This is a genomic window from Haloarchaeobius sp. HME9146 (assembly GCF_025399835.1).
GTDB lineage: Archaea > Halobacteriota > Halobacteria > Halobacteriales > Natrialbaceae > Haloarchaeobius.
In genome coordinates this window covers 1484904-1508515 of record NZ_JAODVR010000001.1, presented here as the reverse complement: position 1 = coordinate 1508515, position 23612 = coordinate 1484904, and the positions used below count along the sequence as shown (strand labels likewise).

30 protein-coding genes are annotated in these 23612 nt (G+C 66.4%); 12 read left to right on the top strand and 18 right to left on the bottom strand.

Annotated features, from left to right (window positions below):
• Window positions 1-109: 109 nt before the first annotated feature.
• Window positions 110-1480, top strand: a complete 1371-nt coding sequence (locus tag N6C22_RS07710) for a geranylgeranyl reductase family protein (RefSeq protein ID WP_261650516.1) — start codon at window positions 110-112, stop codon at window positions 1478-1480.
• Here N6C22_RS07710 and N6C22_RS07705 read toward each other — a convergent pair.
• The 3 genes from N6C22_RS07705 to N6C22_RS07695 all read right to left on the bottom strand — a co-directional run bounded on the left by N6C22_RS07705 (window position 1477) and on the right by N6C22_RS07695 (window position 3926).
• Window positions 1477-2091, bottom strand: a complete 615-nt coding sequence (locus N6C22_RS07705; protein ID WP_261650515.1) for a plastocyanin/azurin family copper-binding protein — start codon at window positions 2089-2091, stop codon at window positions 1477-1479. The two genes, N6C22_RS07710 and N6C22_RS07705, sit on opposite strands and share 4 nt — an antisense overlap.
• Before the next feature lie 42 nt (window positions 2092-2133).
• On the bottom strand, window positions 2134-2541 hold the full coding sequence (locus tag N6C22_RS07700) for a hypothetical protein (protein ID WP_261650514.1): 408 nt from the start codon (window positions 2539-2541) through the stop codon (window positions 2134-2136).
• Between the two features lie 110 nt (window positions 2542-2651).
• Window positions 2652-3926 carry an amidohydrolase gene (locus N6C22_RS07695; protein ID WP_261650513.1) on the bottom strand — a complete coding sequence of 425 codons (1275 nt, stop codon included), beginning with the start codon at window positions 3924-3926 and terminating at the stop codon, window positions 2652-2654.
• 69 nt (window positions 3927-3995) lie between these two features.
• Between N6C22_RS07695 and N6C22_RS07690 the strand changes: the two genes are divergently transcribed.
• Complete coding sequence (locus N6C22_RS07690; RefSeq protein ID WP_261650512.1) at window positions 3996-5027, top strand: YihY/virulence factor BrkB family protein; 1032 nt, start codon at window positions 3996-3998, stop codon at window positions 5025-5027.
• 48 nt (window positions 5028-5075) lie between these two features.
• Here N6C22_RS07690 and N6C22_RS07685 read toward each other — a convergent pair whose 3' ends face one another.
• The gene (locus tag N6C22_RS07685) at window positions 5076-5405 is read right to left on the bottom strand and encodes an uS10/mL48 family ribosomal protein (protein ID WP_261650511.1); all 330 of its coding nucleotides are present in this window, start codon (window positions 5403-5405) and stop codon (window positions 5076-5078) included.
• A gap of 140 nt (window positions 5406-5545) precedes the next feature.
• Between N6C22_RS07685 and N6C22_RS07680 the strand changes: the two genes are divergently transcribed.
• The gene (locus tag N6C22_RS07680; protein ID WP_261650510.1) at window positions 5546-5983 is read left to right on the top strand and encodes a bis(5'-nucleosyl)-tetraphosphatase; all 438 of its coding nucleotides are present in this window, start codon (window positions 5546-5548) and stop codon (window positions 5981-5983) included.
• A 90-nt stretch (window positions 5984-6073) separates the two neighbouring features.
• Here the strand turns inward: N6C22_RS07680 and N6C22_RS07675 are convergent, their stop codons facing one another.
• Window positions 6074-6319: a hypothetical protein gene (locus tag N6C22_RS07675; protein WP_261650509.1), complete on the bottom strand. Its 246-nt coding sequence runs from the start codon at window positions 6317-6319 to the stop codon at window positions 6074-6076.
• Window positions 6320-6391: 72 nt separating this feature from the next.
• Between N6C22_RS07675 and N6C22_RS07670 the strand changes: the two genes are divergently transcribed.
• Window positions 6392-7435, top strand: a complete 1044-nt coding sequence (locus N6C22_RS07670) for a DUF5787 family protein (protein ID WP_261650508.1) — start codon at window positions 6392-6394, stop codon at window positions 7433-7435.
• Here N6C22_RS07670 and N6C22_RS07665 read toward each other — a convergent pair whose 3' ends face one another.
• Together N6C22_RS07665 and N6C22_RS07660 are read right to left on the bottom strand one after the other, a co-directional pair.
• The gene (locus N6C22_RS07665; RefSeq protein WP_261650507.1) at window positions 7436-8284 is read right to left on the bottom strand and encodes a hypothetical protein; all 849 of its coding nucleotides are present in this window, start codon (window positions 8282-8284) and stop codon (window positions 7436-7438) included.
• A complete protein-coding gene (locus N6C22_RS07660; protein WP_261650506.1) occupies window positions 8284-8793 on the bottom strand; it encodes a DUF5797 family protein in 510 nt (169 codons plus the stop codon). The genes N6C22_RS07665 and N6C22_RS07660 overlap by 1 nt, the downstream gene beginning before the upstream one ends.
• 120 nt (window positions 8794-8913) lie before the next feature.
• On the opposite strand from N6C22_RS07660, the gene N6C22_RS07655 reads away from it, so the two are divergent.
• Both N6C22_RS07655 and N6C22_RS07650 read left to right on the top strand, forming a co-directional pair.
• The gene (locus N6C22_RS07655; protein ID WP_261650505.1) at window positions 8914-9171 is read left to right on the top strand and encodes a hypothetical protein; all 258 of its coding nucleotides are present in this window, start codon (window positions 8914-8916) and stop codon (window positions 9169-9171) included.
• A 98-nt stretch (window positions 9172-9269) separates the two neighbouring features.
• Entirely contained in the window at window positions 9270-9590 is a 321-nt protein-coding gene (locus tag N6C22_RS07650; protein ID WP_261650504.1) for a transcription factor S, read from the top strand.
• A gap of 16 nt (window positions 9591-9606) precedes the next feature.
• On the opposite strand, the gene N6C22_RS07645 is transcribed toward N6C22_RS07650, so the two are convergent.
• Together N6C22_RS07645 and N6C22_RS07640 are read right to left on the bottom strand one after the other, a co-directional pair.
• A complete protein-coding gene (locus tag N6C22_RS07645; protein ID WP_261650503.1) occupies window positions 9607-10014 on the bottom strand; it encodes a hypothetical protein in 408 nt (135 codons plus the stop codon).
• Between the two features lie 87 nt (window positions 10015-10101).
• Window positions 10102-10293 (bottom strand): hypothetical protein, encoded by a 192-nt coding sequence (locus N6C22_RS07640; protein WP_261650502.1) that lies wholly within the window; start codon window positions 10291-10293, stop codon window positions 10102-10104.
• Between the two features lie 112 nt (window positions 10294-10405).
• Between N6C22_RS07640 and N6C22_RS07635 the strand changes: the two genes are divergently transcribed.
• Window positions 10406-10819 carry a hypothetical protein gene (locus N6C22_RS07635; protein WP_261650501.1) on the top strand — a complete coding sequence of 138 codons (414 nt, stop codon included), beginning with the start codon at window positions 10406-10408 and terminating at the stop codon, window positions 10817-10819.
• A 16-nt stretch (window positions 10820-10835) separates the two neighbouring features.
• On the opposite strand, the gene N6C22_RS07630 is transcribed toward N6C22_RS07635, so the two are convergent.
• The 7 genes from N6C22_RS07630 to N6C22_RS07600 all read right to left on the bottom strand — a co-directional run bounded on the left by N6C22_RS07630 (window position 10836) and on the right by N6C22_RS07600 (window position 17028).
• Complete coding sequence (locus N6C22_RS07630) at window positions 10836-11558, bottom strand: hypothetical protein (protein WP_261650500.1); 723 nt, start codon at window positions 11556-11558, stop codon at window positions 10836-10838.
• Window positions 11559-11953: 395 nt separating this feature from the next.
• Entirely contained in the window at window positions 11954-12787 is an 834-nt protein-coding gene (locus N6C22_RS07625; RefSeq protein WP_369684396.1) for an aldo/keto reductase, read from the bottom strand.
• Between the two features lie 92 nt (window positions 12788-12879).
• On the bottom strand, window positions 12880-13458 hold the full coding sequence (locus N6C22_RS07620) for a hypothetical protein (protein WP_261650499.1): 579 nt from the start codon (window positions 13456-13458) through the stop codon (window positions 12880-12882).
• 120 nt (window positions 13459-13578) lie between these two features.
• The gene (locus tag N6C22_RS07615) at window positions 13579-13920 is read right to left on the bottom strand and encodes a glutaredoxin (protein ID WP_261650498.1); all 342 of its coding nucleotides are present in this window, start codon (window positions 13918-13920) and stop codon (window positions 13579-13581) included.
• 85 nt (window positions 13921-14005) lie between these two features.
• Window positions 14006-15217, bottom strand: coding sequence for a PQQ-binding-like beta-propeller repeat protein (locus tag N6C22_RS07610; RefSeq protein WP_261650497.1), 1212 nt, complete (start codon window positions 15215-15217; stop codon window positions 14006-14008).
• Window positions 15218-15319: 102 nt separating this feature from the next.
• Window positions 15320-15964 (bottom strand): transcriptional regulator GfcR, encoded by a 645-nt coding sequence (gene gfcR, locus N6C22_RS07605; RefSeq protein ID WP_261650496.1) that lies wholly within the window; start codon window positions 15962-15964, stop codon window positions 15320-15322.
• Entirely contained in the window at window positions 15961-17028 is a 1068-nt protein-coding gene (locus N6C22_RS07600; RefSeq protein WP_261650495.1) for a glucose 1-dehydrogenase, read from the bottom strand. Before N6C22_RS07600 ends, gfcR begins: the two co-directional genes overlap by 4 nt.
• Window positions 17029-17225: 197 nt before the next feature.
• On the opposite strand from N6C22_RS07600, the gene N6C22_RS07595 reads away from it, so the two are divergent.
• From N6C22_RS07595 to N6C22_RS07575, 5 genes are all read left to right on the top strand, one after another.
• Window positions 17226-18470 (top strand): HAD hydrolase family protein, encoded by a 1245-nt coding sequence (locus tag N6C22_RS07595; protein WP_261650494.1) that lies wholly within the window; start codon window positions 17226-17228, stop codon window positions 18468-18470.
• A 110-nt stretch (window positions 18471-18580) separates the two neighbouring features.
• Window positions 18581-18826: a hypothetical protein gene (locus N6C22_RS07590; protein WP_261650493.1), complete on the top strand. Its 246-nt coding sequence runs from the start codon at window positions 18581-18583 to the stop codon at window positions 18824-18826.
• A gap of 90 nt (window positions 18827-18916) precedes the next feature.
• Window positions 18917-19567, top strand: coding sequence for a TVP38/TMEM64 family protein (locus tag N6C22_RS07585; RefSeq protein ID WP_261650492.1), 651 nt, complete (start codon window positions 18917-18919; stop codon window positions 19565-19567).
• A gap of 27 nt (window positions 19568-19594) precedes the next feature.
• Entirely contained in the window at window positions 19595-20509 is a 915-nt protein-coding gene (gene dapA, locus N6C22_RS07580; RefSeq protein WP_261650491.1) for a 4-hydroxy-tetrahydrodipicolinate synthase, read from the top strand.
• 405 nt (window positions 20510-20914) lie between these two features.
• A complete protein-coding gene (locus N6C22_RS07575; protein WP_261650490.1) occupies window positions 20915-21166 on the top strand; it encodes a hypothetical protein in 252 nt (83 codons plus the stop codon).
• A gap of 34 nt (window positions 21167-21200) precedes the next feature.
• Here the strand turns inward: N6C22_RS07575 and N6C22_RS07570 are convergent, their stop codons facing one another.
• Entirely contained in the window at window positions 21201-22169 is a 969-nt protein-coding gene (locus tag N6C22_RS07570) for an NDP-sugar synthase (RefSeq protein WP_261650489.1), read from the bottom strand.
• A gap of 40 nt (window positions 22170-22209) precedes the next feature.
• The gene (locus N6C22_RS07565; protein WP_261650488.1) at window positions 22210-23319 is read right to left on the bottom strand and encodes a hypothetical protein; all 1110 of its coding nucleotides are present in this window, start codon (window positions 23317-23319) and stop codon (window positions 22210-22212) included.
• Window positions 23320-23612: the final 293 nt, after the last annotated feature.

Here is a 23612-nt window from a genome sequence, read left to right as displayed (position 1 = left end):
ATCCCGTCTTCAGCACTGCGCAACAAAACTCTTTATTCCCATTGTGACTTCGACATGCCGACAGAATCGGGGATAAAACGTTTTTTCCCTGCGGCGAAGACGGCAATTCATGACTACACACACGCCCGACGTCGCGGTCGTCGGTGCCGGGACCTCCGGCTGCTACGCCGCTGCGACCATCGCACGCGAGGGCTACGACGTCGTCGTCGTCGAGCGAAAGTCCGAGGAAGAAGCCGGACACATCGCCTGTGGCGACGCGCTGAAGGGTGCAGACGCCTTCCCGGAGGCGATTCCCAAATCGAAGATCGAGTCCGCGTTCACCAACACGGGCGTGGACCACGGGCGGTTCGAGATCCCCCAGGAGGACACCGTCCTGGACATTCCGATCCCCGGCGAACTCGCCGTCATCGACCGCTGGGAGTACGGCCGCCTCATCATCAAGGGCGCGAAGGAGGCCGGCGCAGAGTTCCACTACGACACCGTCGTCCAGGACGTCGTGCAGGAAGCCGACGGGAGCGTGACGGGCGTCCGCGCGACGCGGAAGGGCCAGCCCGTCGAGTACGAGGCCGATATCGTCATCGACGGTGCGGGCGCGCTCTCGCTCCTCCAGGACAAGGTCGAGTTCGACGACGCCACGTTCGACACCAACGTCAGCTACTCGCAGTTCTGTTCGGCCTACCGCGAGGTCGTCCACGTCCAGGAACCGGTCGAGTGGGACGACGCACTCGTGTTCAAGCCGACCAAGCGCGCCGCGGGGTACCTCTGGTACTTCCCGCGTACCGAGACCGAGATCAACGCTGGCCTCGGCTTCCAGATGACCGAACAGCCGATGAAGCTGGTCGAGGACCTCAAACAGGACCTGCGCGACCGCCCCGAGTTCAAGGGTGCCCGCGTCGAGGACAAGCTCGGAGCCGCGCTCCCGACCCGCCGGCCCTACGACTCCGCGGTCGCCCCCGGCTTCATCGCGGTCGGTGACGCCGCTGGCCTCGTCAACCCGACGACCGGCGGCGGCATCGCGGGCGCGGCCTACTCCGGCAAGTACGCCGGCGAACAGGCCATCCAGGCCATCGAGCAGGGCGATGTGAGCGAGGCGGCACTCTGGGAGTACAACCAGCAGGTGATGGACCACTTCGGGAGCCGGTACGCCGCACTCGACGTCTACAACATCCTCTCGACCGCCGTCGACGTGGACGACCTGATGGGCCTGCTCGCCGCACTCCCCGGCGAGAAGCTCGCCGAGGCGCTCTACGAGGGCAGCACCCAGATGAGCATGCTGCTCAAGGCCCAGCTCGCCATCAAGAGCTTCGGCTACTGGCGCAACATCCTGCAGTTCTACAGGACGAAACAGCGCGCCGACGAGCTCATGGCGCACTACGAGGACTACCCGAGCAACCCGAACGACTTCGGCATGTGGCGCTCGCGCCGTGACTCCATCATGGAGAAGGTGTACGAGACGACCGGTGCGGACCCGAAGTACTAGACCGCGCCACGCCCGCCTTCGGAACCGCCTTTTCCGCCGCCCTCGCCGTAGTCACCGCCGTACTTGAGGAACACGTACGCCAGTCCGAGCACCGACACCATCGCGGTCGTCAGGGCGATGCCGATGGTCTTCGCGCTGTCGGGGAGCACCGGCCCGGTGACCTCGGGCTCGGGTGCGCCACCCTCCCGGACCTCGATGCTCCCGACCATCCCGACGCCCTCGTGTGGGATACAGAAGTACTCGTAGGTCCCGAGGGTGTCGAAGGTGTGCGAGTAGCGCCCGCCGCCGCCGATGTCACCGACCGGGTACCGCTGTCTCGCCGCCGATTCCGACTCGAAGCCACCGCTGGCGAAGTACTCCGCCTCGGCCGGAATCGCGTCCTCGTACGCCGTAACGCTGTGGCCGACGTTCCCGACGTTCACCCACTCGACGGTGTCGCCGGGTGCGACGATGAGCTCGTCCGGGTCGAACACGAGCGAGTCGGTCATATCGACCGTGTGCGTCGTTCCCTCCTGGGCGCTCGCAGCCTCGACCCCCGCCAGTGCCGAGGTGGCCGCGACGCCGCGGAGGAACCCGCGACGCGTCACTCCCGATGTGTATCGTTCCCCCATACGAAAACTGCGCGACGAAGGCGGAAAGCGTTCGCGTTGATTCTACAGCCCGCTCCCGATGCGGGTCGCGTGTTCGTCCGTCAGGTCTGCGCGTTTCGTGCTCGCGCCGAAGGCGTCGCCGTTGAGGAACAGCAAGACGGCGCTCGCGGCGTTCAGCCCGCACGCGAACAGCGCCGTCGGGTCGTCGAGCACGAGGACGCCGTTGGCGAGGGCGGCCAGTGTGAACACGAGGATACCGACGAACCGCGCCCACGAGGACAGCTTGAACAGCGCCCCCGCGAGGAAGATCCTGAACAACCCGTACAGTATCATCAGGACTGCCAGTATCACGCCACCGACGGACTGGAACGACGCGCTGAACACGACGAAGATACCGCTCACGAGGAGCGTCCAGAACCCGCCGCCGGCGGCGATGAGCGCCGCGAACGAGACCCCTGCCGGCCGCTGCATACTCCCAACCATCGACTGAACTATCTATTCACAGTACTGTATAATTTACTAATGTATTCGTAGAAACGGAAAAACGAGTACTTCGTGGATTTAGTCGAGAGACAGCAGGGTCACGGACGCTCGGCCGCGACCGTCTCGATGGCACCGGCGAGCACGTCGACGCCGATGGGGAGGCTCGCCTCGTCCACGTCGAAGGTGCTCGTGTGGTGGCCGCCGGGGTGGTCGGTCCCGACGCAGACGTAGGCCGCGAGGCCGCCGCGGCTCTGGACCTCGTTCATCAGGAACGTCGCGTCCTCGCTGCCGCCGAGGGCGTCGCGCTCGACCAGTCGCTCGACGTCGGGGTGGCCGCTCGCGATGGTTCCGACGAGGTCGACGAGGTCCTGGTCGCTCGTCGCGCTCGGGGCCTCACCGCCGACCTCGGTACTCACCTCACAGCCGTGCATCTCGGCGGCGGATTCGAGGACCTGCATGGCGCGCTCGTCCATGTAGTCCTTCAGGTGGGTCGCCTCGCCGCGGACCTCGCACTCCATCACAGCGCGCTCGGGGACGATGTTCGCCGCGGTGCCCGCTTCGAGCTTGCCCGCGTTGACCCGCGTCGCGCCGTCGGAGTGGCGGGGAATCGCATAGAGGTTCTGGACCGCCGTCGCGAGCGCCTGGACCGCGTTCCGGCCCTCCTCGGGCTTCGCACCCGCGTGCGAGGGCGCACCCGTGAACTCCACGTCGAGGTGCTTCACGGCCAGGAAGTCGTCGATGCCGGCGACGATCTCCCCGGTGGGGTGGTCGAGGCCGACGTGGGTGGCGAAGAAGTAGTCCACGTCGTCGAGGTGGCCCGACTTCGCCATCGCCTTTCCGCCGCCGACGACCTCCTCGGCGGGCTGGAAGAACACCTTGAGTGTGCCCGAGAACTCGCTCTCCTTGATAGCTTCCAGTGTGCCGAGTCCGAGCGTGATGTGGCCGTCGTGGCCACAGGAGTGCATGTACCCCTCGTTCTCGGAGCGGAAGCCGGTTCCTGCAGGATGGTGGCTGTCCTCGTCGGACTCCCAGATCGGCAGGGCGTCGATGTCGACGCGCAGGCCGACCGTCGGCCCCGGCCCCATCTCGACGACGGCGACGGCACCGGTGTGGCCGCCCGCGAGCTGTTCGAGGATGTCCTCGCGGGCGCCGCTCTCGCGCGCCGCCTCGTACCACTCTTGCAGTTCGTCCTCGTCGGGGACCGCCATGCGCTCTGTGGAATCGAGCGCCTCCGGGCCGACGTGGAGTTCGTCGACGCCGATGGCCTCCAGCTCCTCGACCAGCCGGCACGTCGTCCAGAACTCCCGCCAGGCGGGCTCCGGGTAGCGGTGGAACTCGCGTCGCAGTTCGACTAACCTGTCGCGGTCTACCATGGTCGAACCGACGGGCCGCGCCTACTTAACGGCGCGAGCTTTTCCCCGGGCGTGACGAAGGGGTGGAATATGAATACGCCACGCGTCCTCACCGTCCTCCGCGCAGTCCAGCGCGAGGTGAAGGCCGAGAACCTCACCTTCATGGCCGGGAGCATCGCCTACCACGCGTTCATCTCGCTCCTCCCGTTCTTGCTCGTCTTGCTCGCCGCGATAACCGCCATCGGGGGCGAGGGCATGGCGCTCGAGGTGGTGTTCAGCGTCGGGAGCTACCTCTCGCCGAACGCGGGCGAGCTCCTGACCGACACGGTCCAGCGTGCCACCGCCAGCGCCAGCGTCTCCATCCTCGGCGTGGTCGCGCTCGTGTGGGGTACCCTGAAGATATTCCGGAGCCTCGACACCGCCTTCTCGGACATCTACGAGTCCGAAGCCGAGAACACGTTCGCGGACCAGCTCTCCGACGGTATCCTCGTGTTGCTCTCCGTCGGGGTCGCGGCCGCGGTCGCAGCCGGCGTCGGGACGCTCGTGAGTCTGGACGGTTCGTTCGCGGGAGAGGCGTTCGGCTTCTTGCTGCTCGTCGCGGGGCTCTCGCTGGTGTTCTTCCCGATGTACTACGTCTTCCCCGACGAGGACGTGACCGTCCGCGAGGTCATCCCCGGGACGGTCTTCGCCGCGGCCGGCTGGACGACGCTCGAGTCCCTGTTCCAGTACTACGTCGCCGTCGCGGGGAAAGCCGACGCCTACGGGGTCGTCGGTGCCATCCTGCTGCTCGTGACGTGGCTGTACTTCTCGGGCCTCATCATCCTCGTCGGGGCGGCGCTGAACGCGGTGCTGGCGGGTCGCTCCGAAGACGTGCAGAACCTCGGCTGGCACGCCGAATCCATCGACACCCCCGAGTTCGACGACCTGGACCGTGACCTCGCAGCGCTCCAGGCGGCGCTCGACGACGGTGGGGAGGTGACCATCACGGTCGGGGGGACCTCGGTGACGGTGCCCGAACCCGACATCGCCGAGGCCCAGAGCGAGCACATCAGCCGCCCGCGGCTGCTCGGTGGCTCGGAACGGACCGGTCGGGTCATCCTGCGCTGGCGACGGGAGGAGTAGCGCCACTGCTGGTGCTCTGTGACCGTTGCTGCCGGGGAGGAGAGCGGCTTACGAACCCATCGAGCGGATCTGTTCGACCTCGACCTCGACGTGGACGGACGGGGGCATGTCCTGCCCTGCGACCAGTCGCGCGACCTCGTCGTGGCCGACGATCTCTATCTCGCGGCTGTACACCGTGTAGTTCCAGTGGTCGAACGGTGCCGTCTCGTCGTCGGAGAGGGTGCGATGCTGCGGAACGCGCAGGTGCTCCGGGGGTGCGGAGTGTGGCCCTTTCATCTCTGCGCCCTTGCGCGAGACTGTCGCTCGGATGTCGTCGACGACGGAGTCGAGGACCGCCCGGTCCCCGCTCTGTAATGTGAGGCGTGTGACGAAACTCATGGTCAGGTACTGATTTTGAGACGCGACACCACCAAAAAGCCATTGAGATTGTTCCGTGGCCGGGGACGAGGCGAATCCAGCCCCGATTTCTGGCGCGCTCTCCGATATTCTCTTAACTGGGGATGGTTTACCAATGGGTAATGGCAGTAGATGCTACGAGCGCAGGTGCCATCCTCTTTCGGGATACGCGGGGCCGGCGCGAGTACTTGCTGCTGAAGAGTCGCCCCGGGGACTGGGAATTCCCCAAGGGCGGCGTCGAAGGAGACGAAGAGCTCCAACAGACCGCAATACGAGAAGTAAAAGAGGAAGCAGGCATCAACGACTTCCGTCTCATCGACGGATTCCGCAAAGATTACGACTACGTCTTCGAGGCGAACGGGAAGACCATCCACAAGACGGTCCACCTGTTCATCGCGAAGTCCTACGAAGCGTCGGCAGAACTGTCGACGGAACATCGCGACCTGCAGTGGCGCGATTACGACCAGGCGTTCAACACCGTCACCCAGGACGGTCCACGAGAGATACTCGAGGACGCCCACGAGTTCCTGAACGAACTCGAGAAGAACGGCGGCATCTAGCCGCCACCGGCCCCGCGAGCCGATCCCGGCTTTTCAGACGCATTACCGCTCTACAGCGACTGTCTTCTCGGTGGTCGGGTCGGCCGCGGATCAGGACTCGTCACCGGCCAGCACGTCGGCGATCAGCGCGGTCGGGTCGTCGTCCCCTTCGGTGACGAACGCGACGACTGCGAGGGCGAGGTAGCCCCCGGTGAGCACGGCGACGATAGTGGCCGCGAGGTCCGCGAACCCGGTCGACACCCCCTGCCAGGAGAGGTACGTGGCGAGCATGTCGACGAGCAGGGCGAGCAAGAACACGACGAGGACGAGGAGGGTCTCGACCGTTCGGGAGGACATACGCGAAACTATATCGAAATCCGACAAGAAAGCACCGAAACACCTTCCACTCGCGCACCCCGACCCCGCTATATGCTTCCGGGCGAGGACACCGAGTTCGGCTTCGAGTTGCGGGTGTGTCGGTGGGCCGAGCGGTCGTGGCCGCCCGGAGAAGAACGGGAGAATCCCATCGTCGTCGCCCGCCAGCTCGGCACGAAACGCCGATGCTGGGACACAATCGTCCTCGAATGCGGTGCTGACGCGCTTCGCCAGCGGGCCAACTTCGGCCACGAGGCGCTCGACTCCGACCTCCTCCACGTCGTCCGCCATGCACCCGCCGAGTGGACCTACTACCGCGACTGCCTGCCGGAACCGGGCTACCCGTGGCGCTACGTCCGCGAGGCTATCCACCGGGCGAGCACGCGGGGTATCCTGGAAGAACGCAAAGATGGCAACCGCATCCAGATTCGCCGCAAGTGGGCGTACCCCGACTGGGTGAATCGAATCGTCGCCATCGAGAACAAGCCCGACCTCGACGCGAAAGCGGCCGACGCGCTGGTCGAACAGATCCAGTACGACGTGGCGCTGACGCTCGCCGACGAGGTGTGGGTCGCCTCCCGCGCGACGGGAGAGACGGTCGAACCCGTCCTGCTGGAGGGGATGCCGGTGCAAGCGGGCATCCTCACGGTCGACACCGACGCGAACGACGCGACCGTGGCGTGGCACGCCCGCCGCCTCGCGGTCGACGACCCGGGGACGATGATACTCGACCGGCCCGACGGCGGCGACTTCGACGCCTCGGCCGCCGAGTTCCGGTACGCCGACCCCGAGTGGAAGGCCCAGAAGCGCCTCGAGATCGCCGAGCGCGCCTACGAGCGCGGCTGGCGGTCGTTCGCCGACACGATGCGCCCGGACTGCCGGTACTTCGAGTTGCGCGAGGACGGTCCCCTGCTCCCGTGGTGTGCGGCGAAGGGCCGGTGCCAGACCGCGGGCGAGTGCTCGGGGCGATGTGGCGACTTCGAACCCGAACCGCCCGCGTGGCGGACCAAGGGGTGGCCGATCGCGGGCGGGCCGGGCACCAGACTCAAGCGACTGCTGGCGGACCGGAGACGGCGGCAGCGACCGGGACTGGAGTAGTCAGGAAGCGTCCTGGTGCGAGGAGAGTCGGTCCCGGAACTCCCGTGCGGTCAGGTCGCAGACGATAGCCGGCTTGCGGGTCACGCCCGCCTTGTCGGCGCGCAGACTGCTGTCGGGGTCGTGATCAGGTTTGTTCACCTCGAACTCGCGGACGAACTCGTCGTCGAGGAAGTACCCCCGGCGTTCGCCATCGAAGGCCGCGAAGGTGCTCATCTTCGGCCCGGCGCGGTCGAGAAGGCCGCCGCCGAGGTCGTCGGTGTCGGAATCACCATCGAGCAGTACGACGCGCCGGTCGTCCCTGTAGGGAAGCCCGTCGACCGCCCGCTTGGTGTGGGCGTTGTCGGGGTGTCCGGCGAGTTTCTGCCGTTTCGTGGCGGGGTCGTCGTCGGCCTCGACGACGGTCTTCTTGCCCACCGGAAACCAGCCGACGAGGTAGCGATGGAGCCGGCCGTCGTCGTCCTCGAGCCCGGCGTAGAACGCGACCGCGTCGTCGCCGTTGCTCTCGAGCGCGGCCAGCCGGTTGACGTACCCCGGCCGATGCTCGCCGTAGGTCAGCGCGTCGAAGTTCGGGTCGTGGTGCGTTGGGTACGCCGCGATGGCCGCGGGGTCGGTGATCGACTCCCCGGACCCGTCCGGGTCAGGCGTGAGGCTGGCGAGCAGGTCGGCCATCGTCCCGTCACCGGTTCGTCGCGGTATGGTTCCAAAGGTCAGTTCCTCACGGGTGTCGCGGGTCTTCTCGGGAATCGGGAGGTACTCGAAGCGGCCCGCATCGTCGACGAGTGGGACACGAGAATCGCGCAAGGAGACGTTCGTGGTGTCGGCACCGATGCCACAGCAGACGACGGTCATCAGGACGCGACGGCGACGTCGATGTCCTCACGGGCGACCGCGAGGCGGAACGTCGGGACCGTCGTGTAGATGACCTCGACGACGCCCTTGCGCCGGAGTGCCTGGAGCGCCGAGCGAACCTCGTCCGCGCTCACGTCGTCGTCCACGTCGAAGGCGTCACGGACCGCGTGGAGGACGCTCACGACGCTCTGGCCGTCCTCCTCCGGACCGGCCAGCACCTCGAAGATGTGGGCCTGGAGTTCGGGGACGCGGACCGCGGTCGGGGTCCCGTCACCGTCCTCGTCGGCCTGCACGCCCGGCTCGACGTCGACCAGCTCTGCGGCCTCGGCGGTCGCGCGGATGAGGCTGTTGTCGTCTCGATAGTAGTACTCCTTCAGTTCGTTCTCGAGGTACTGGTGGACCTCGCTCCCGCTCTCCATACCCCACCGCTTCTGTAGCTCGCCGTTCTTCGTCGGCTGGAGTTCGACGACGTCGGCCAGACGCTCGCGAGCCTCGTCCGAGAGGGTCATTGAGCGCGGATACGCACAGCCGCTATTTGGGAGTTCTGTCTGGCGACGACCGCCCGGTTCCGCTACCAGAGCGCGGAAGTTGGCAGCAACATAAAGGGTGTGGCAAACGTAGGCACGCCTATGCCACAGACTGTGAAACTGAGCCACCTGGAACGGCTCCTCGAGGACGTGAGCTATCCGGCGATTCGTGACGACCTCGCCGTCGACCTCGCGGACGTGACCGTCCTCCTCGCCGACGGGGAAGTGAACCTGGGCGAACTCGTCTCGGAGACCAACAGCGACTCGTTCGACTCCGCCGACGACCTCCTGCTCGAACTGAACAGCGTCATGCCGATCGAGGCCGTCGGCGAGCCTGGCCAGTCCGAAGGCGAAGGGTGAGACGCGTGTGAGGTGTGACCGCCGTTCGAGGGATGACAGGTCCGCGAGGGGTGAAGCGGGCACCTTAAGTTTCCGGCCGGGCGTACCACAGTGTATCAATGGAGTTCTGTGACGAATGCGGTTCCATGATGAAGACCGAGGGCGACTACTGGGTCTGTGGGAACTGCGACTTCGAGAAAGCCCGCGATGCGGTCTCTGAAGCCTCGATGGTTACGACCGAAGCCCAGGAAGTGAGCGAGGTCGTCGACGTGAGCGACGCCGAGGACAAGGGGCTGGCCAAGACCAACGCCATCTGTCCGAAGTGTGAGAACGACCAGGCGTACTGGTACATGCAACAGATCCGGTCCGCGGACGAGTCCGAGACGCGATTCTTCATCTGCACCGAGTGCGAGCACAAGTGGCGCGAAGACGACCACTGAGCGCTCTCTCGCGAACTCAGCTCTCGGGACGTGCTTTGTAGGCCGTCCAGATACCGGGAATCCCGGCGACGAACACCGACGCGAGCAACAGCCCCGCCCAGCTGAACACGCCGATGACGTACCCGAGCACCGGCCCGGTGAGTAGCAACACGACCGCGAGGAGCGCGGGCGCACCCGTTGCGAGGATGCTCCGCCCGTGTCTGCCAACCACGGAGATGGCGACGAGACACAGCCCGAAGACGACCGCCGTCCCCTGGATGATGAACGCCACCTGGGCGACCTCAGGGTCGGCGGCGACGGCCGTCAGGAGGAACAGCGGGCTGGCGAGGAAGACGAGGCCGAGCACGCCCGCGAGGGCAGCCCCGCCACGGCCGAGGAGGACCGGGTCGAGATTGCCGAGAATCGAGGAGTCGGAGTTGCTCATGGGCGTCCCTCGTCGTGTCGCCAGAAAGGAGTTTTCGTCTGCGGTGCGCACCGCCCACCGGTGCCGGTGGGCGCTGTCATGGAGGATTCAGTGCGTCGCGCGCCACTCGCCGTGTTTCACGCCGATGACGAGGCAGATGAGCCCGAAGACGAGCATCGACGGCGTCACCATCATCAGGACGGTCTGGGTGGTCATCATCGGTGCGGCGACGAGCGCGAGGGTGCCCACCGCGATGAGCGCGAGGAACACCAGCGCGGTCTTCTGCAGGTCGAATTCCATGCGGGTGAGTCGGGGCTGGAGGGGGATAATCGCAGCGGAGGGCAGAAGATCTCGCCGGTTCGACTGGTTGGCAAGCCGATAGTTGATGTCGCGATCACGCCAAGGGCACGACATGGGCAGAGTCGACCGGCCCCGGACTCCCAGCGACCGGCAGGTCACGTGGGGTGGCCCACTACTGGCAGTTCTCGTGGCCCTGGCAGCAGCAGTCGTCTTCGACCAGCCGTACATCTTCCTGGCGGAGACACCCCTGGGCGTCGCCCTCTACCTCGTCGTCGGTATCACGCTCCCGCAGATGCTGCTCGCACGCCGGGAGGGTGAACCGACGAGACTCGGTGTCGCAGCCATCGCGGGACTCGGCGCGACGCTCGCGCTGGCAATCGGCGTCCTCGGCGATGGAGTCACCGCGCGATGGGGGCTCCCGTTCATCGCGCTGTTGCTGTTCTTGACCATCGGTATCGGTGGTGGTCACGTGGTCCGTGTCGCCATGGCGGCGTATCGGGACGGGAGGGACTCTGGGCGGGATTAGACGCTTCGCCGACCCCTCAGTTCGTCGGCCGCGCCAGCTCCGCCAGCGACACCAGCACGCCCAGAATCCACCCCAGGGGAATCGCCACCCCGAGCCACATCAGCACGTAGGCGATACCCGTGAGGTCGTACTGGGTCCGGAGGTACTCGTTGATGTCTCCGACCGCGAGGACGGTCTCGAGGAACCAGATGGCGAGAGACTCGCTTTCGGTGAACACGAGTTGGCCCAGCGCGGGCGAGTAGAACGCGGCGACGACCGGCGGGAGGAACACCGCCGTCATCCCCAGCGGGTACGCCACGAGGATGGAACTCGTGCGCCCGCCGATTCGAGAGACGGCCACGGCGAGCCCGGCCGAGACGGTCGCGACCGCGGCCGCGACGACCACCGCGATGAAGCCCGCGAAGGAGAACTGGAACCGGGCGAGCGCCGAGAGCGCCCCCCAGAGCAGCGCCACGATGACGACCGTCCCGAGAACGCCGAGGTAGTCGCCGAGGTCGTCGAAGTTGTAGGCGGCCCAGCGGACGACGGTGCCGGCCAGCGCGAACGGGTACAGCAGCGCGACGAACAACGCGCCGATGGCTCCCCAGAGCCTGTAGGCCAGCTTCCCGCTGGCCGTCTGTGGCTTCCACTTGCCGAGCACCGACCGGTCGGCGTTTCGCTGGCGTGGGAAGACGATCTCCATCCACGTCTCGTGAAGCCGTTTCAGGTCGATGCGGAGCCCGGCGACGACACCTGCCATTGCAAGAGAGGTGCGTGCGCCCGCTGTTTACGTTTTCGGCCTCCCGCGAGTATGGTTCGGCAGGTAACTGGTCTGAGGTCCGACTGTTCTCGGTTCTGGCCGCTGGCCTGTACAGGGATTTCCGGTGGCTCCGAGCACGTGACTCGCGCTGGTGGCAGTGGAGACCGCCCCGCACCCGCACCGCCACCGCACCACACCCTCCCCAGCCGATTCCGTTCCTCGCCTCACTCCGCTTCGCTCCGTTCGCTCCGGTACTCATCCCTCGCGCGACACTGTCTCGCGGCCTCGCATTGCGAGGCGACTGCGTCGCCTCGCTCGGCACGCTCGCCAGCGCGCGCCAGAACGGGTAGTTCGGTTACAGAAAAGAACCCCGAGCCAGAGGTTTTTCAGTCGTCCTACCAGGGCGCGAAGTCGGGGTCGACCACGCGGTTCTCGGTGTCGATACCGTCGATGGTCGCGATGTCCTCCTCGTCGAGGTCGAGCGCGACCGACTGGAGGTTGTCGCGCAGGTGGGCGTCGCCGGTCGCCTTCGGGATGGCGGTGACGCCCTTCTCGCGGAGCCACGCGAGGCTGACCTGGGCGGCCGAGGCGTCGTGCTTCTCCGCAACGTCCTGGATCTCGGGGACGTCGAACACCTCGCCGCGGGCCAGCGGCGAGTAGGCGACGAGGTTCACGTCGTGTTCCTCGCCGTACTCGCGCAGTTCGTCCTGCGGGAGGAGCGGGTGGCACTCGACCTGGTTGGCGAAGACGGGGGCGTCGAGCAGCTCGCGCGCGTCGTCGAGGTGCTCGGGTTCGAAGTTCGAGACGCCGACGTGGCGGATGAGCCCCTCGTCGTAGAGTTCGTCGAACGCCGAGAGGGTCTCCTCGGGGGCGTAGGTGTCGGACGGCCAGTGGACGTAGAGGAGGTCGACGTAGTCGACGCCGAGGCGGTCGAGGCTCTCGCGGGCGGTCTCCAGTACGTCGTCGTGCGCGAGGTTCGTAATCCAGACCTTCGTCGCGAGGAACACGTCCTCGCGGGCCACGTCGGCCTGGGCGATACCCTCGCCGACCGATTCCTCGTTGTCGTACGCCTGCGCGGTGTCGATGTGGCGATAGCCCATCTCCAGGGCGTTCGCGACGCTCTCGGCGCACTGGTCGGGGTCCGTGTTCTGCCAGGTACCGAGGCCGAGCATCGGCATGTCATCTGCGAGCGGCACACTCTCCGGTGTCACCTGCTGCTGGTCGGACATGCTTGTGGGCTATGCCGAGGACGGAAAAGTGGGTTGGGGATGCGGCGAGCTACCCCGCCCACTGCCGAAGCACGCAACCGCTCGCGAGAAGGTTAGCTGATGAACTTGTTGTCGCGCCAGTTCACGCCGTTGCTCGCTGCCTTGCTCTCGTTGCGACCTTCCACGACCTCGATGGTCGCGGGACGGTCCTCGCCGTCGACGATGCGCGTCGCTTCGAGCTCGTCGTCGAGGGCCGTGATGGCCGTCAAGGTGCCCTTCTCTGCTTCACGCGCGATATCGCAGAGGACCTTGAACATCTCGTACTGGAGCAGCGAGTTCTGGAGCACCGTCTCGCGGTCGCCCTTGAACGCGGCGAACTCGACGAGTTCGGACGGGATCTCCTCTTCCTCTTCCTCGCCCCAGCGCGGCCCGCGTCGCTCGTCGGGGTCCTCCTCGTACACCCGGTTCTCCGTGACGCTCGCTTTCAGCTGCGCCGTCGGGGTGTACTTGCTCAGGCTGTTGTCCGATGCAATAGCCTTGAGAATGAGGGTGTTGTTACGGCGGGTCAGGTCGACGGATTCGATGCCGTCGGGCATTTCTGGGTCGCTGTTCAGGAAGTCCCGAACTGTCTCGAGCGGCAGTTCCAGTGTGGAATGCAACCGGAATACTTGGCCGGAGTTTTCTGCTGACATAGTGAAGGGGGGGTATCACGGCGCGTCGAATAGCCAACCGCTTGCCCGTACGTAGGGGCGTAGAGTTTAAATGACCTGCTGTTTATTTCAATCAGGAATCGAGAAAACTCTGGGTTCGCTTCAGTTGGTCAGCGTTTCTTCGAGTTCCCCGCGCTCCTCGAGCTCTGCGAGCACGTCGCTCCCACCGACGAACTCGCCGTTCACGAACGTCTGCGGGATGGTCTCCCAGCCGGAGTGCTCCGAGAGAGCGGTCCGGAACTCCTCGAGTGACTGGAGCACGTCGACCGTCTCGTAGTCGTCTCGATACTGTCGGATGAGCCCGAGCGCGCGGTCGGAGTAGCCGCACTGGGGCATGACCTCCGTGCCCTTCATGAACAGCACGACCTCGTTGTTCTCGATGGTCTCGCGCACGGTCTCGTCGACTTCCTCCTGGGGAAGACTCTGGTTGGGGTCGAACGTCATGTAGCGGGATAGGAAACCGGCGCGGAAAGAAGTTGCGTCGGGCGCGCGGCGACGCTGCAGCCGAGGACAGCCACGGGGAGTACCTTCAGACGGGACGAAGCGCGCGCACGGTGTCGGCCTGTGTCGTGAAGAGCAGGTCGTCGGCCACGACCACGGAGGCGTCGGAACCGATGCTCGACTCGGTCCACCGCTCGGTTCCGTCCGCGGGGTCGAGGCAGCGAAGGCCGTCTTTGGTTCTGACGAGAACCGCCTCGCCCGCGACCACGGGCCGCCCCGAGAGCGCCGCTCCTACGGCAGCAGTCCACGCGACCGTGCCGTCGGTCCTCGACAGCGCGAACACCTGGCTCGTCTCGTAGTTCGAGGTGTAGAACACGTACTCCGCTCCGACACTCAGCCCGCCTGCACCGCCGCCTGCAGGCGGAACATCGACCTGTCGCCACCCGTTCCCGTCGTCGCGGACGGAGGTCGCCCTGACCCCACCGAAGAAGCCCTCGACGGCGAACACCGTCCCGTCCCGATAGCACTGCTCGGCCGGGAAGTCGGCTCCAGAACTGGGGTCCTCGCCCAGCAGGGAACCGGTGTCCGCGGCGAGCCGCCAGAACCGAGTATCGTACGTCCCGCTGGAGACGAACACGGCATCCTCGCCCGCGAGCAGGGGCGGCTCCCAGGGGTCCGCGAGTTCGGTTCGCCAGCGTTCGCTCCCGTCGGCGGGCGCAAGTGCGACCACGGTGGGCGGACCACGCGAGAGCCAGTACACCCCGTGGGCGGCGACCAGCATCGCGGCGCAGTCGGGCGTCTCGACGCGCCACTGTTCCGCACCGTCCCCGGCGGCGAGTACGACGATGGCCTCCGACGTGGGAACGAACAGCTGCCCCTGGTACAGCCACGGTGTCCGGGCCGCGGAGCCGACCGACTGCTGCCAGCGCGTCTCTCCTGTTCGGGCGTCGAGTGCGCGCACCGTGCCGTCGTCACCACCGACGTAGAGTACCCCTTCGGCGAGGACGGGTTTCGACAGGGACGCCGAGGCGGTCGTTCTCCAGAGTTCGGCAACTGGTTCCGTCGGTCCGGTCGCATCGGGCACGTAGTTGCTCCGGCCGGGGTCAGCGGCGGGCATCGGCCAGGAACTGGCTATCTGGTCCGGTGTCTCGGGTCGCCCGGTTGTCGTCGGTTGCTCGGACGTCGCTGCCGTCATTGGTTTCGTCGTGGTCCCGTCGCCGGCGCTGTCGCTCACGCACCCGGCGAGCGCGAGCGACCCGAGGCTCGCGAGGAGGGACCGGCGAGAGTGATCCGGGGGCATAGTTCTGACTACCCGACATTTCTACAAGTGCTTTCTGCCGAGTCGAGCGCTACCGCTCCTCGCGTACTCGAAACGTAGGTCGGAAAGCTGTCAGCCGACGGCTCAGTCGTCGCTGCCGACGGTGATGACCTGCAACAGCGAGTAGATGGGGACGCCCTCGACCTCGTCGAGTCCCTGCTTGTCCACGAGGACGCAGGCCGCGACCGGGTTGCCACCCTGCTCGCGGATGGCTTCGATGGTCTCGGTCATGGTCGTCCCGCTCGTGATGGTGTCGTCGACCACGTAGCAGTCGCGCCCGCGGATCTGTGCGAAGTTCCGGGAGAACGACCCACCGAGGTCTTCGAGGTCACCTTCGTCCCACTGGTGCTTGCGCGGCGCGTAGGACGCGAGGTCGGTGTCGAGTTCGCGCGCGATGTGGGTGGCGATGGGCGCACCAGCTTTCTCGATTCCGATGGTGAGGTCGACCTCGTCGCCCTGCTTGGCGAGGAGGTCGGCCATCGCGGAGGTGACGGCTTCGAGGCGGAAGCTGTCGCGGCCGATGGCGGACCAGTCGACGTGGATGTCGTGGGTCCCGCCGCTCGTCTCTGCCGTCTCGCTGTCGGCCTGGGAGGGGGCACTGCCCGAGCGCTCGACCAGCCAGGAGGCGGTCTCTCGGGAGACGTTCAGTTCGTCTGCGATCTCGCCCTTCGACAGGCCACGCTCTGCGAGCTCGGCGGCACTCTCGATGAGGTCGTCGACGTTCTTCATATACGGTCGAATTCGATGGCAGTTTTTATAGTGCTGTCGTCGTCCGCAAAGGCAGCGTCGAGCTCGTCCAGACCGTACACACCGGTGACGAGTTCGTCGAAGAACCACTCCGGGAGGCCCTGGAGACGGTCGACAGCGGCCTCGAAGTGGCCGACGTGGGAGTTGACGCTCCCGACGAGCGCCTTGTTGTGGAGGACGAACTCACGGTGGAGTCTGCCACCGTCGATCTCGAACTCCCAGTCGGTCGGCACGCCGAGCAGCGCGCCGACACCGTTTGGCGCGAGCGCCTCGATGGTATCGAACGCGTGGGGCGCGTACCCGGTCGCCTCGTAGATGAAGTCCATCGACTCGTGCGCGCCGGGGACCGCAGAGACCGGCGTCTCGCGTGAGTCGACGTAGGTGCCGCCCAGTTTCTCGATGATGTCGATGGTCGGGTCCGGTCGGTCGCGGCGGCCGAGACAGTAGGTTCGCTCGAACCCGTCGCTCGCTTCGAGCATGGCGAGCGTGAGCAGGCCGAGACTCCCGTTTCCGAGGACCATCGCGGACTCCGGGTTCCACTCGAAGGCGGAGCGAGAGGCGAACGCGTGCTCGAACGCCTTCTCGGAGATGCTGACCGGCTCGACCAGGAAACCGAGGTCCGTCATCTCTCGCGGCAGGGGCACAAGGTACTCCGCCGGGCTGGTGAAGTACTCGCTCATGAACCCGTGCGCGCCGACGATTCCGCGCTCGAAGTACTGGCCGTCGGGGGCCATGTCCGGCTCGCCGCGCTCGAAGTACTCGTTCGGGCCGTTGGGCGCGCGCCGGACCGTCGGAACGACCACATCACCGACCTCGAGGTCGGTGCCGTTCGGGTCCTCGACCACTCCGACGGCCTCGTGGCCGATGACGAGGTGGTCGTCGTCGGCCGGGAAGCCGCCGTGCCCGCCGCTGAGCACTTCGTGGTCCGTGCCGTCGATGCCGACCCTGAGCGTCCGGACGAGCGCTTCGCCTGGACCTGGCTCCGGCCGTGGTTTCTCGATGACGACGGGTTCGGTCTCGCCCCGTCGAACTGCGACTGCTTGCATACAGAGTACGAGAACCCCCACCGACAAAAGATTTATTCTCTTGCGAGTAAACATCTGAAGTGACGGTGGATGCCACCTGACTCGCAACTCGGCAGGTGCCCCCAACACACCCCCAACCGCGCACAGCAGGTGTCTGCAGCCACATCCCGTGCCAGCATCCACCGTTTTATCCGTGCCCTTCGAAGGCTCCTATACTCATGGAACGATACGACCTGCTCTACCAGCTGTACGACGATTTCGACACCGCGACCTTGCGCGATTACCAGGAGTTCGTCGACGTGTTTCCCCCGGTGGATTCTCGCGTCGCCCTCGAACACTGGCAGGACGCGAGCGACGAACTCGAGGACCGAAAGGCGGAGGTCCGTGAGGCGTTCGCCGCGGGCGAGACCTTCGCCGAGGTCGCCGCGCGCGCCACCCGCGACCAGGCGTTCACCGCGCTCGACCTCTACTCGAAGTACGGCCGCGCCGTGAACGTCCTCGTGCTCGACGTAGACGAGACGCTGCGCTCGGCCGGCAACACCGACAACGAGATTCCGCGCGAGACGCTCCACCTGCTGACCGAGTTCCACGAGGACGGTGTCCCCATCGTCATCTGCACGGGGCAGACCCTGGAGAACGTCAAGGGCTTCATGATACAGGGCCTCGGGAGCGAGGTCGTCCACTCGGGTGACCTGAGCATCGTCTACGAGGCCGGCAACGGCGTGTTCACGCCGGGCCACGGCGCAGATACGAAGCAACTCCTCTACGAGGACCTCGACGAATCGGTCAGGGACGTGTTCGACGACGTGCGCGCCCGCGTGCTCACCGACGCGCCCGAGAGCATCCGTCACGGCTGTCACCTGCAGGGCAACGAGTTCAACGTCACCCTCAAGCCGAACTTCGAGACCGGGAGCAAGCGGTCGCGAGAGATAATCGACGAGGCGCTGGTGTACCAACTCGACCTCGTCGGAGAGGCGGTGGCGCGTGCGACCGACACCGACCCCGAGTCGACTGCCAACTGGTCCCGCCGGTACTACGCGAAGGCCGACCCGGAGATTCGCGGCGTCCTCGAACGAGAGGGCGGCTTCCCCGACGTGGACCTCGACGCGATGCCCGACGCGGTGCGAGATACGTTCGAGCGCATCGACGTGGCCTACTACGAGGCCGACGCCGCCGAGGTCACCAGCCTCGAACTCGACAAGGTCGCCGGCGTCGAGGCCGCGCTCGACGTGCTCGGCGTCGAGGACCCCTTCGCGCTCGTGATGGGCGACTCGAAGTCCGACCTGCGGGTGATGCGCTGGGCCGCCGAGACCGATTCGGGTATCGGTGCAGCGCCCGAACACTCCTCCAGCGACGTGCTCGACTTCGTCCTCTCGACCGACGAACTCGTCTTCGACCGCGGCAAGAGCGCCGAGATGCTGCGGACCGTCTACGCGCTGAACCGGCTGGCCGGGCTGTCGTAGGTTGGCTTCTCGGAGGTCTCGTGCCCGCTCTCGGGCGCTCTTTTCGCGCGAGCAGAAAACTGATTTATCGCCCACGGGAATCGTCGGTTCAACGACACACAGACAACACAATGAGTGATAGCAGTCCCTCCACCACGACGCGACTCGCAGGTGTCCGACCCATGCTCCTCGGCATCGCAGCCATCCTCACCGGCGGTATCCTCACCATCCAGGCCCTCATCACCCAGCAGACCGGGCTCCCTCCCCAGTCCCCGCTCGCGGACGGCCTCGTCAAAGGCGGCTTCGTCGTGGTCGTCCTCGGGTTCCTCTACGGCGTGCTCACCGGGAACACCGCCGGCGATAGCGACAGCGAGTGACCCCAGCAGCTCGACGAACGGAGTGATGGAACAGTTCGTCTCTCCCCATCTCGCAACCGTCAAGTGAATCCTACCCTTGAAACAGGGTAGATGCGAGCTTCCCGCCGGTCGGTCCTCGTCGTCCTAGCGCTGGTGAGCGTCGCCATCGTCGGCCGAACCCTCCTCAAGGGTGACGTCTCCGGGCTGGTCGCGGCCGTCGAGAACGACTACGTCTTCCTCCTCGCGCTGGTCCTCGCCTACCTCGTCAGGCCGTTCCTCGCGCTCCCGGTGAGCCTGTTCTCGTTGATAATCCTGCTCCGGTTCGGCTGGCTCGGGTTCCCCATCGCCATCGTCGGGACGGTGTTCACCTCCATGCCCCCGTACCTGCTCGCGCAACGCTACGAGGGCGACTCGGCTATCCTCGGCCGGTTCCGCGAGCTTGGAAGCGACGCGTTCGGCGCGACCGGTGACCTCCGCGGGATGATTGCCATCCGGCTCACGCCCACCCCCGCGGACGTGGTGTCCTACGGAGCCGGGCTCTCGAACGTCCCCACGGGTTCCTTCGCGCTCGGGACGGCCATCGGTATCACCCCCTGGGTGCTGATGTATATGGTCATCGTCCAGTCTGCCCGCGCCGCGACCGGCACGGCACCCGTCGACCTGCGACTGCTGGCGGTGTTCGGTGTCCTCGCGATCGTGCTGGTCGCCCGCCCACTCGCGAAGACGGTCCGCGGTCGATGGAACGAGCACAGCAACAATTAACTCGATTCCGTGTAATTTGTTAGCCACATGGTCAGCCACGCACCCACATCCGGCAGCGACGACCCGCTCGACATCCACGGGGTCGTCCCGCCGACCATCACGGCGTTCCACGAGGACGAATCGGTCGACTACGAGCAGACGGCGGCCCACGCGGAGTACGTCGTCGACGGCGGCGCACACGGCGTGTTCCCGCTCGGGACCAACGGCGAGGGCCCGATGCTCGGCGGCGAAGAAAGCGACCGTGCCATCGAGGCCGTCGTCGACGCGGTCGGTGACCGTGTTCCCGTCATCGCCGGCGTCGGTGCACCCAGCACCCACCAGACGCTTCGACGCGCCGAAGCCGCCGAACAGGCCGGTGCCGACGGCCTCGTCGTCGTCACGCCGTACTACTTCCCCCTCGACCACGACGCCGCATTGCGACACTACCGCCGGGTCTGCGCCGCCACCGACCTCCCGGTGTACGTCTACCACATCCCCTCGAAGACCGGAAACAGCCTCTCGCTGGACACCGTGGACGAGCTCGCGACCATCGACAACCTCGTCGGCATCAAGGACTCCAGCAAGAACGTCCCGTGGCTCGGGCAGGCCATCGACGCCCACCCCGAACTCACGTTCCTCTCCGGGTCGGACTCCCTGCTGTTCCCCGGTCTCGAAGTCGGCTGTAGCGGGATGGTCTCGGCCGTCGCGAACGTCTTCCCCGAGATCGTCGTCGACCTCTACGACGCCTACGACGAGGGCGACGAAGCCCGCGCCCGCGAACTCCAGAGCCAGGTGTACGACATCCGCGACGCCCTCAAGCGCGGCCCGTACATGGCCGGCGTGAAGACCGCGCTCTCCCTGCGCGGCTTCGACGCGGGCGATCTTCGCGACCCCCTCACCACGATGGACGAGGAAGACACCGCCGCGCTCGAAGCGGACCTCGAAGAGCTGGGTCTGCTGTAGACCCGGCCCAGCCCATAGCCTCGATTCCCTTTCTTTCTCTCTGGCGCGCGCCGAGGAGCGTGTCGTGCGAGGCGACGCAGTCGCCTCGACAGCGAACGGGGAGGAACGACCCGTGAGCCAGTGCGACCGCGAGTCGGAGCCGCGCGAGGGATGAGCACTGGACTGGAGCGAAGCGCCAGCGGAGCGAAAGGAAGCGCGCAATCGGCTGGGGAGGGTGTGGTGCGGTGTGGTTGCCGGTGCGGATGCGGTCTCCATCGCCACCAGCGCGAGTCAGCTGCTCGCCGTCCCCACCATCGATAGTACGAGTTCCGCCCCTCGATTCGGAGCGACTACCGGTTCCCGTCTCGACAGCGCCAGCGAACAGCACCCAAAACAGTCAATTCCCCTCCCACAGACCCGTCTCACATGAGCGACCTCATCGACCACCTCCTCTCGTTCCGCAAGGCCATCGCGGTCATCGTCGGCCTCGGCTTGCTCCTGTTGCTCCTGCTCTCGACGCTCGCGTTGAACGAGACCGGGACGCTCATCGTCTACCTGCTGGTCGGCGGTGTCGTCATCATGGGGAGCGTCCTGGCGATCTACCTGCGTATCGTCGCGAAAGAGAGCGAGACCGTCCGGGACCCGCCCCCGGACTGGGAGCGCGACCGCGGCGAGTAGTCGAGCAGAGAACCAGAACGTCGCCCGAACCGGCTCAGTGCCCGTTCGTGATGTGGGTGTGTGCGCCGATGAGCGCGCCGGCGAGGTCGAGGTTGTCGAGGTGCGTGTTCTCGTCGATGATGGAGTCGCGGATGTCCGAGTCCTCGATGGTCGCGTTCGGGAAGATGACCGACCCCTCGATGTGGCTGTCCGTGATCTCTGCGCCCTCCATCACGTGGACGTTCTCGCCGAGGGTCGTGTTGGCGATTTCGGCCGACTCCGCGACGTAGTTCTCGCCGCCGAGGTACCACGCGACCGCGTCGAGGTAGGAGTCGGGGGTCCCGATGTCGAACCACGCCCCCTCGAAGGTGAAGGCGTACGTCGGCTCGCGGTTCTGGAGCCACTGGATGAACCAGCCGGGCTCGTCGGGGTTGTTGTCGCCCTCGAGGTACTCCTCCAGCAGGCCGACGGTGTCGCGGGTGAAGGCGTAGCAGGCGATGGAGACCAGCGTGCTCTTGGGGTCGTCGGGCTTCTCCTGGAAGTCGACGATCTGCTTCCCGTCGAGCTCGACGAGGCCGTAGGACTTCGCGAGCTCCTTCGAGCCCACGTCGTAGGCCGCGAGACACGGCGAGTCCTGTGCCTCGAAGAAGTCGACGAACTCCGAGACGTCGAAGCTGATGAGGTTGTCACCGGCGATGACGACGAGGTCCTCGTCGACGCCCTCGCGGTCGACGAGCTGGGCGAGCGCGCCGATGACGCCGAACTTCTCGTCCTCCTCGGAGGTGTCCTCGACGGAGAGGGTCGGTTTCTCGAAGTCGGTCTCGGCGAGGTGCTCCTCGAACTCGGGCGCGAACTTCTCGTTCGTGCTCACGAACACCTCGTCGATGCGGTCGTCGTTTTCCAGTTCGGCGAATATCTGGTCGATGACTGTCGAGTCGCCGACAGGGAGGAACATCTTGGGGCGATGTTTGGTGATGGGCCACAGTCGCGTTGCGTATCCTCCAGCGAGAACGACGGCTTTCATTACCCGCGCGTTTCGTAGCCTACACTAAGGTCTTTGTCTTTCATGTCGGCCAGATACGGAGTACGCCGTCCGCCCGGCCGACACCGAGTTCGAGTGCGCCGGCCGCTTGAGCTGCCAGATTCGTCGCAATCTCCCCATCAACGCGCCGACACCACGCCTCTGTGACGCCGGGTGTGTCATCGATGCGATGCAATCCACAGAGCCGACGGCGGTCCTGCGTCGGCACGACGAGTTCGAGCCGGCCGTCGCCGTCGAAGTCGCCCGCACGGGCCATATCGAGATTGCGCGAGCCGAGTGCGTGCGAGGAGTACGTCTCCCGCGTCGCGGCGATGTCCAGTCGGTCGCCGCGGCGGCGATAGAACTCGACCGTGCCGCCGATGTGTGGCGTCTTCGTGACGGCGAGTTCGGGCTCGCCATCGGGGGCGAACGGCGCGACCGCGAGCTGGTGCCGCCAGCGAAAGCCCGAGCCGATGGCGGGCCCGCGGGCCACCAGCGAGCCAGCCATGTCGTAGGCGACCAGTCGGGCACCGGACTCGGCGTCGGTCTCGGTGACGACGATGTCGCGCTGGCCGTCGCCGGTGAGGTCCGCGAGGATGGGTGCGATACCCTCGACGACCGCCGGCGAGACGTCGATGGACGCCTCGACCGTCGCACTCGCCACGTCGACGACCACGACCCGACTGGCCTCGATATCGTCGCCGAGTGCGCCGTGGGCGTAGCGGTCGGTCGCGCCGGCTAGGACGACGGCCCGACCGGAATCGGGGTCGACGGTCACGCGGCTATCGGGGAGCGCATCGATGTCGAGGCGGTTCTCGCCGACAAGCAGGTCGCCGGACCCACCGACCCGGACCAGTGTGCCAGCGACCGAGACCGGATGTGAGAGTGGTGACTCGGAACCAGTGGGTGCGAGCAACCGTGGAGCCTCGTCGGTCGAGTCGCCTGTCTCACCGACGAGTGCGACCGGACTTGCCCGTGAAAGTGCGCGGAACGAGGGTCCCGGTTCGACGTCGCGGCCCACTGTTCGGACGCTCTCCAGCGTGCCATCGCCCAGCATCGCGACCCAGAGCGTCCCCGCGCCCTGCCACTTCGATTCGGGAAGGGCGACGAGCCACTGCGGGATGCCACCGAGGTCGACGTCGACCGGGTCCACCGCATCGACAGCACCCGCTCCAGCGGCGACGCGGTTCCCCGTCGGCCGGCAATACGTGTACGCGACTGGTGTGTCCGGGTCGGTGGGCGTGTTGGACCGAGGCGCAGTGCTGGCCCCGGCAGTGCGCGAACGGGAGGCGGTCGACGTCCGGTTCGACTCCCCGTCCCCTCGCGCACCCAGACACCCCGCCAGCGAACCCAGGGCACCCGACACACTCCCGACACCAGCCAGATAGGTCCGCCGTCGCATCCTCGACTCCTACCCGCGGTGAGAACAAGAGATTTACCTGTGTG

Bases quoted from the DNA above. Each gene is read 5' to 3' on its own strand.
- N6C22_RS07710 (WP_261650516.1), top strand. From the start codon at position 110: ATGACTACACACACGCCCGACGTCGCGGTCGTCGGTGCCGGGACCTCC.
- N6C22_RS07705 (WP_261650515.1), bottom strand. From the start codon at position 2,091: ATGGGGGAACGATACACATCGGGAGTGACGCGTCGCGGGTTCCTCCGC.
- N6C22_RS07700 (WP_261650514.1), bottom strand. From the start codon at position 2,541: ATGCAGCGGCCGGCAGGGGTCTCGTTCGCGGCGCTCATCGCCGCCGGC.
- N6C22_RS07695 (WP_261650513.1), bottom strand. From the start codon at position 3,926: ATGGTAGACCGCGACAGGTTAGTCGAACTGCGACGCGAGTTCCACCGC.
- N6C22_RS07690 (WP_261650512.1), top strand. From the start codon at position 3,996: ATGAATACGCCACGCGTCCTCACCGTCCTCCGCGCAGTCCAGCGCGAG.
- N6C22_RS07685 (WP_261650511.1), bottom strand. From the start codon at position 5,405: ATGAGTTTCGTCACACGCCTCACATTACAGAGCGGGGACCGGGCGGTC.
- N6C22_RS07680 (WP_261650510.1), top strand. From the start codon at position 5,546: ATGGCAGTAGATGCTACGAGCGCAGGTGCCATCCTCTTTCGGGATACG.
- N6C22_RS07675 (WP_261650509.1), bottom strand. From the start codon at position 6,319: ATGTCCTCCCGAACGGTCGAGACCCTCCTCGTCCTCGTCGTGTTCTTG.
- N6C22_RS07670 (WP_261650508.1), top strand. From the start codon at position 6,392: ATGCTTCCGGGCGAGGACACCGAGTTCGGCTTCGAGTTGCGGGTGTGT.
- N6C22_RS07665 (WP_261650507.1), bottom strand. From the start codon at position 8,284: ATGACCGTCGTCTGCTGTGGCATCGGTGCCGACACCACGAACGTCTCC.
- N6C22_RS07660 (WP_261650506.1), bottom strand. From the start codon at position 8,793: ATGACCCTCTCGGACGAGGCTCGCGAGCGTCTGGCCGACGTCGTCGAA.
- N6C22_RS07655 (WP_261650505.1), top strand. From the start codon at position 8,914: ATGCCACAGACTGTGAAACTGAGCCACCTGGAACGGCTCCTCGAGGAC.
- N6C22_RS07650 (WP_261650504.1), top strand. From the start codon at position 9,270: ATGGAGTTCTGTGACGAATGCGGTTCCATGATGAAGACCGAGGGCGAC.
- N6C22_RS07645 (WP_261650503.1), bottom strand. From the start codon at position 10,014: ATGAGCAACTCCGACTCCTCGATTCTCGGCAATCTCGACCCGGTCCTC.
- N6C22_RS07640 (WP_261650502.1), bottom strand. From the start codon at position 10,293: ATGGAATTCGACCTGCAGAAGACCGCGCTGGTGTTCCTCGCGCTCATC.
- N6C22_RS07635 (WP_261650501.1), top strand. From the start codon at position 10,406: ATGGGCAGAGTCGACCGGCCCCGGACTCCCAGCGACCGGCAGGTCACG.
- N6C22_RS07630 (WP_261650500.1), bottom strand. From the start codon at position 11,558: ATGGCAGGTGTCGTCGCCGGGCTCCGCATCGACCTGAAACGGCTTCAC.
- N6C22_RS07625 (WP_369684396.1), bottom strand. From the start codon at position 12,787: ATGTCCGACCAGCAGCAGGTGACACCGGAGAGTGTGCCGCTCGCAGAT.
- N6C22_RS07620 (WP_261650499.1), bottom strand. From the start codon at position 13,458: ATGTCAGCAGAAAACTCCGGCCAAGTATTCCGGTTGCATTCCACACTG.
- N6C22_RS07615 (WP_261650498.1), bottom strand. From the start codon at position 13,920: ATGACGTTCGACCCCAACCAGAGTCTTCCCCAGGAGGAAGTCGACGAG.
- N6C22_RS07610 (WP_261650497.1), bottom strand. From the start codon at position 15,217: ATGCCCCCGGATCACTCTCGCCGGTCCCTCCTCGCGAGCCTCGGGTCG.
- gfcR (WP_261650496.1), bottom strand. From the start codon at position 15,964: ATGAAGAACGTCGACGACCTCATCGAGAGTGCCGCCGAGCTCGCAGAG.
- N6C22_RS07600 (WP_261650495.1), bottom strand. From the start codon at position 17,028: ATGCAAGCAGTCGCAGTTCGACGGGGCGAGACCGAACCCGTCGTCATC.
- N6C22_RS07595 (WP_261650494.1), top strand. From the start codon at position 17,226: ATGGAACGATACGACCTGCTCTACCAGCTGTACGACGATTTCGACACC.
- N6C22_RS07590 (WP_261650493.1), top strand. From the start codon at position 18,581: ATGAGTGATAGCAGTCCCTCCACCACGACGCGACTCGCAGGTGTCCGA.
- N6C22_RS07585 (WP_261650492.1), top strand. From the start codon at position 18,917: ATGCGAGCTTCCCGCCGGTCGGTCCTCGTCGTCCTAGCGCTGGTGAGC.
- dapA (WP_261650491.1), top strand. From the start codon at position 19,595: ATGGTCAGCCACGCACCCACATCCGGCAGCGACGACCCGCTCGACATC.
- N6C22_RS07575 (WP_261650490.1), top strand. From the start codon at position 20,915: ATGAGCGACCTCATCGACCACCTCCTCTCGTTCCGCAAGGCCATCGCG.
- N6C22_RS07570 (WP_261650489.1), bottom strand. From the start codon at position 22,169: ATGAAAGCCGTCGTTCTCGCTGGAGGATACGCAACGCGACTGTGGCCC.